This window comes from Dietzia sp. CQ4, assembly GCF_014145125.1.
In the GTDB taxonomy this organism is placed as follows: Bacteria; Actinomycetota; Actinomycetes; order Mycobacteriales; family Mycobacteriaceae; genus Dietzia; species Dietzia natronolimnaea.
In genome coordinates, this window is the sequence record NZ_JAALDZ010000180.1 from 1 (window position 1) to 5,653 (window position 5,653).

A 5,653-nucleotide genomic window follows, 5' to 3' on the forward strand; every position below is an offset into this window, starting at 1 on the left:
CGCCTGGCGTGGATCCCGCGTCGGGCCGGCGAGCGGGGGTCCCTCGAGGCGGGATGCCTGCCCGGGTTGCTGCCCGGAGGCCGGCCCGTCTCGGACGAGGGCGCCCGACGCGCGCTGGCCGACCTGTGGCGCTCGGAACCGTTGCCCGACACGCCCGGCAGGTCCACCGACGACCAGCTCCGGGCCGTCGCCTCGGGAGACCTGACCGCACTGCTGGTGGGCGGGGTCGAGGCCGCGGACCTGTCCGACCCCCGGGCGGCCCTCGCCGCGATCGACGCCGCGGGGTTCGTGGTGAGCATCGAGCTGCGCCGGAGCGAGATCAGCGACCGCGCCGACGTGGTCCTGCCGGTCGCGCCCGTGGCAGAGAAGGCCGGCACCTTCCTCACCTGGGAGGGCCGCGAGCGCCCCTTCGCCGCCACGCTGACCGGTGGTGACGCCCTCCCCGACCACCGGGTCCTCAACGCCCTCGCCGAGGAGATGGGCGCCTGGTTCGGCCTCCCCGACGTCGAGTCCGTCCGCCGGGAACTGGCGGCCGTGGGTGAGACCATGGGCGCGCAGCCGCCCTCCGGTGCACAGCCGCTCCCGTCGATGCACTCGCGCCCCCACAGAAGCGCAGGCGCGAGTGCATCGACGGTGGCGGATGCGCGCGCCGGGCAGGCCGTCCTGGCCACCTGGCGGCTGCTGCTGGACTCGGGGCGGATGCAGGACGGTGAACCGCACCTGGCCGGGACGGCCCGGACCCCCGTGGCCAGGCTCTCCGCGGCCACCGCCCTCGAGGCCGGCGTCGCGGACGGCGATCCGCTGACCGTCTCCACGGAGAGCGGATGGATCACCCTGCCCTGCGTGGTCACCGCGATGCCCGATCGCGTGGTGTGGCTGCCGCAGAACTCACCCGGGTCGACCGTCAACGCCACGCTCGCCGCGGGCGCGGGGGACGTCGTCCGGATCGGCGCCGGGGAGGTGGCCTCGTGACCTCGCACGGATATGCGGACCTGTCCGCCTTCGGCATCGACCCGTGGTGGCTGGTGCTGCTCAAGGTTCTCGCGGTCTTCGTGTTCCTCGTGGTGACGGTGCTCGCCGCGATCTACCTCGAGCGCAAGGTCATCGCCTGGATGCAGATGCGCGTGGGACCCAACCGGGTCGGCCCGCTGGGCATGCTGCAGAGCCTCGCCGACGGCGTCAAGATCGCCCTCAAGGAGGGGCTGATCCCCGCGGGGGTCGACAAGCCCGTCTTCCTGTTGGCCCCGGTCATCGCGGTGATCCCGGCGTTCATGGCGTTCGCGGTGATCCCCTTCGGACCCGAGGTCTCGATCTTCGGACACCGGACGCCGCTGCAACTCACCGACCTGAACGTGGGCGTGCTCTACATCCTGGCCGTCACCTCGATAGGCGTGTACGGCATCGTACTGGCCGGTTGGTCCTCCGGCTCCACCTATCCCCTGCTCGGTGGGCTGCGGTCCACGGCGCAGGTGATCAGTTACGAGATCGCGATGGCACTGTCCTTCGTCGGCGTGTTCCTGTTCGCCGGAACCATGTCGACCTCGGGGATCGTCGCCGCCCAGTCCGAGGTCTGGTTCGTGTTCCTCCTGGCGCCCTCGTTCCTCATCTACGTGATCTCCATGGTCGGCGAGACCAACCGCGCGCCCTTCGACCTCCCCGAGGCCGAGGGCGAGCTGGTCGGGGGGTTCCACACCGAGTACTCGTCGCTGCGGTTCGCCATGTTCATGCTGGCCGAGTACGTCAACATGACGACGGTCTCGGCCCTGGCGGCCACCCTGTTCCTCGGCGGCTGGCAGGCACCGCTGCCGTTCTCCCTGATCGACGGCGCGGACTCCGGGTGGTGGGCGCTGCTGTGGTTCGTGATCAAGGTGTGGGGCTTCATGTTCCTGTTCATCTGGCTGCGCGCCACCCTGCCGAGGTTGCGCTACGACCAGTTCATGGGCTTCGGCTGGAAGGTGCTCATCCCCGTCTCCCTGGGATGGGTGATGGCCGTGGCGAGCATCCGGGCGTTCTCGAACGCCGGTTACGACGGCCTGACCATCGCGCTGGTGACCGCCGGCGTGATCGCCGCGGCCGTGATCGTGGTGGCCCTCCGCACCCGGATCGGCACCCGCCCCCACCGCGGGGGCGCCGCCGACCCGGCGCCCTTCGACCCGGTCGCGGGCGGGTTCCCCGTCCCACCGCTGCCCCACCAGCGCGCGGCGTTGTCCGGGCGCACCGCGACACCCCAGCGCACGCCCTCGTCCGGGCGCACCGCGACACCCCAGCGCACCGCATCGGAGGAGGCCCCCAATGCCTAGGGTTCCGAGAATCCTCGAGCCGATCGCCGGGTTCGGTGTCACGTTCGCGACGATGTTCCGCAAGAAGCACACCGAGCAGTACCCGGAGGAGAAGGTCCCCACCGCTCCCCGCTACCACGGCCGCCACCAGCTCAACCGGTACGCCGACGGCCTCGAGAAGTGCATCGGCTGCGAGTTGTGCGCGTGGGCCTGCCCGGCGGACGCGATCTTCGTGGAGGGCGCCGACAACACCGAGGACGAGCGCTACTCCCCCGGCGAGCGCTACGGGCGGATCTACCAGATCAACTACCTACGCTGCATCGGGTGCGGCCTCTGCGTGGAGGCCTGCCCGACCCGCGCGCTGACCATGACCAACGAGTACGAGATGGTCGGCGACGACCGGGCCGGGCTCATCTACGAGAAGCAGGACCTGCTGGGGCCGATGCTCGACGGGATGGTCCCCGCGCCGCACGACATGGCCCCGGGCACGACGCACGCCGACTACTACCGCGGCGACGTCCTCCGCGCGGCGCAGAGCGCACCCCACGGGGCGGCACCGGGCGAGGACTCCCCGCCGACCCAGGGCGCGCCCTCACACGGGGACGGGTCCTGATGGCCGGGGCACCGGTGTCCACCGGGGAGTCGGTCCTGTTCTGGGTGCTGGCGGTCGTCGTCGTCGTCGGCGCGCTCGGGGTGGTCTCCGCCAGGAAGGCGGTCTACTCCGCCCTGTGTCTGGCCATGACGATGGTCGCCCTGGCCGTGCTGTACATGGCGCAGGGCGCGGTGTTCCTGGGCGTGGGCCAGATCGTCGTCTACACCGGGGCGGTGATGATGCTGTTCCTGTTCGTGGTGATGCTCATCGGCGTGGAGTCCTCGGAGTCCCTGGTCGAGCGGATCCGCGGACACCGCGTGGCCGCGATCGTCGCCGGGCTCGGCTTCGGGGTCCTCCTGGCGACCGGCCTCGCCCGCGCGGAGCTGCCGCCCTTCACCGGCTTCGGCGCCGACCATAATGACGTGCCCGCACTGGCCGAGCTGCTGTTCACCCGCCACGTGTGGGCGTTCGAGCTCACCGGCGTGTTGCTGATCATCGCCACCCTGGGGGCCATGGTGCTCGCGCACCGCGAACGGTTCTCCGGCCGACGGACCCAGCGCGAGATGTCCGAGCAGCGCTTCCTGGACTGGCAGCACGACGGCCACGCCCGCGTGACGCCGCTGCCCAGCCCCGGCGTGTACGCGCGGCGCAACTCCGCGGACATGCCGGCACGGCTGCCCGACGGCTCGGACTCCACCGACTCGGTGAGCGACGTCCTTCGCCGGCACGGCGGCGGCAGGGAACTGGGACCCGGAGACGATCCGGGGGCCGGCGGTACGGCGGGACCTGCCGAGGGGGGACGACCGTGAACCCGGAGAACTACCTCTACCTCTCGGCCGTGCTGTTCACCATCGGTGCGGCCGGGTTCCTGCTGCGGCGCAACGCGATCGTGGTGTTCATGTGCATCGAGCTCATGCTCAACGCCACCAACCTGGCCCTGGTGACGTTCGCCCGGATGCACGGCGACGTGGGCGGTCACGTGTTCGCGTTCTTCGTCATGGTGGTGGCCGCGGCCGAGGTCGTGATCGGCCTGGCGATCATCATGGCCATCTACCGTTCCCGCCGATCGGCCTCGATCGACGACGCCAGTCTGCTCAGGTATTGAGGACGCGCGGATGACTCCTGATGTGACGTTGTGGCTGATCCCCGGCCTGCCGCTGCTCGGCGCCGCCCTCCTGCTGCTCCTGGGCCGCCGCAGCGACCCGTGGGGACACCTGCTGGGCTGCACCACCGCCCTGGCCGCGTTCTGCGCGGCCGCCTGGCAGTTCGCCGCCATGGTCGGCCGCGGGGCCGCCGACCGGACCCTGCAACAGACGCTGTTCACCTGGATCTCGGTGGGCGACCTCCACGTGGACATGGGCCTGCGACTGGACCAGCTCTCCATGGTGTTCGTGCTGCTGATCACCGGCGTCGGCCTGCTCATCCACGTGTACTCGACCGGGTACATGGCCGCCGACCCGGCGCGGCGGAAGTTCTTCGCCTACCTCAACCTGTTCCTGGCCGCGATGCTGCTGCTGGTGATGGCCGACGACTTCCTGGTGCTCTACCTGGGGTGGGAGGGCGTGGGCCTGGTCTCCTACCTGCTCATCGGGTTCTGGCAGCACAAGCCGTCCGCGGCCACCGCGGCCAAGAAGGCGTTCCTGGTCAACCGCGTCGGGGACATGGGGCTCGCCGTGGCCCTGATGGTGATGGTCACGCAGCTGGGGACCCTGTCGTTCGAGGGCGTCTTCGCCGCCGTCGGCGGTGCCGACGGCGCCGCGCCCGCGGTCGGGTCCGGCCTGGTCACCGCGCTCGGCCTGCTGTTGCTCCTGGGCGCCTGCGCCAAGTCCGCCCAGGTGCCGCTGCAGTCGTGGCTCGGGGACGCCATGGAGGGCCCCACCCCGGTGTCGGCGCTGATCCACGCGGCCACCATGGTCACCGCCGGCGTCTACCTGATCACCCGGGCCAACCCGATCTTCGACGCGGCCCCGGCGGCGCGGACCGCGGTGATCGCCGTCGGCGCGGTGACGCTGCTGTTCGGCGCCGTGATCGGCTGCGCGAAGGACGACATCAAGAAGGTGCTCGCCGCCTCCACCATGAGCCAGGTGGGATACATGGTCATGGCCGCCGGGTTCGGCCCCGCCGGGTACGCGCTGGCGATCATGCACCTGCTCACCCACGGCTTCTTCAAGGCCGGGCTGTTCCTCGGAGCGGGATCGGTGATGCACGGTCTCGACGACGAGGTCGACATGCGCCGCTACGGCGCCCTGCGCGCGGTCATGCCGGTCACCTTTGTCACCTTCGGACTCGGCTACCTCGCGATCATCGGCGTCCCACCGTTCTCCGGCTTCTACTCCAAGGAGGGGATCATCTCCGCGGCGTTCGACGTGGGCGGCGGCGGGGCGGCCGGATACCTGCTCGGCGCGGTGGCGCTGCTCGGAGCAGGGCTGACCGCCTTCTACATGACGCGCGTGATGATCCTGACCTTCTTCGGCCGGCAGCGATGGCGCGAGGGGGCCCAACCACACGAGTCGCCGGTGTCCATGACGGCGCCGATGATCCTCATCGCGGTGGGGTCCGTGATCTCCGGGGCCCTGCTCGCGATCGGCGGGCGGCTCGAGGGCTGGCTCGCCCCGGTCGTGGGCGAGCACAGCGCCGAGCACGTGGTGCCGGAGTGGCTGGTCACCACCGCTTCGCTGGTGGTCGTGGCCGCCGGGGTGGCGGTCGCCGTGCGACGGTACGGCCGCGCAGACATCCCGGAGCGGGCGCCCTCGCAGGTCTCCGCGCTCACCCGCGCCGCCCG

The 5,653-nt window shown here is 71.2% G+C and carries 6 protein-coding genes; all 6 read left to right on the forward strand.

The window, feature by feature from the left end; genetic code table 11:
* Nucleotides 1-972, forward strand: a 972-nt coding sequence (locus G6031_RS11120; RefSeq protein WP_182653289.1) for a molybdopterin dinucleotide binding domain-containing protein, incomplete at its 5' end; no start/stop codon positions are given.
* Nucleotides 969-2,300: an NADH-quinone oxidoreductase subunit NuoH gene (gene nuoH, locus G6031_RS11125; RefSeq protein ID WP_182653290.1), complete on the forward strand. Its 1,332-nt coding sequence runs from the start codon at nt 969-971 to the stop codon at nt 2,298-2,300. The genes G6031_RS11120 and nuoH, both read left to right, overlap by 4 nt.
* On the forward strand, nt 2,293-2,892 hold the full coding sequence (gene nuoI / locus G6031_RS11130; protein WP_095717144.1) for an NADH-quinone oxidoreductase subunit NuoI: 600 nt from the start codon (nt 2,293-2,295) through the stop codon (nt 2,890-2,892). Before nuoH ends, nuoI begins: the two co-directional genes overlap by 8 nt.
* Nucleotides 2,892-3,680 (forward strand): NADH-quinone oxidoreductase subunit J, encoded by a 789-nt coding sequence (locus G6031_RS11135; RefSeq protein ID WP_182653291.1) that lies wholly within the window; start codon nt 2,892-2,894, stop codon nt 3,678-3,680. Before nuoI ends, G6031_RS11135 begins: the two co-directional genes overlap by 1 nt.
* Entirely contained in the window at nt 3,677-3,976 is a 300-nt protein-coding gene (gene nuoK, locus G6031_RS11140; protein ID WP_095717142.1) for an NADH-quinone oxidoreductase subunit NuoK, read from the forward strand. The genes G6031_RS11135 and nuoK overlap by 4 nt, the downstream gene beginning before the upstream one ends.
* Nucleotides 3,977-3,986: 10 nt before the next feature.
* On the forward strand, nt 3,987-5,653 hold a 1,667-nt coding region (gene nuoL, locus G6031_RS11145; protein ID WP_182653292.1), incomplete at its 3' end, for an NADH-quinone oxidoreductase subunit L.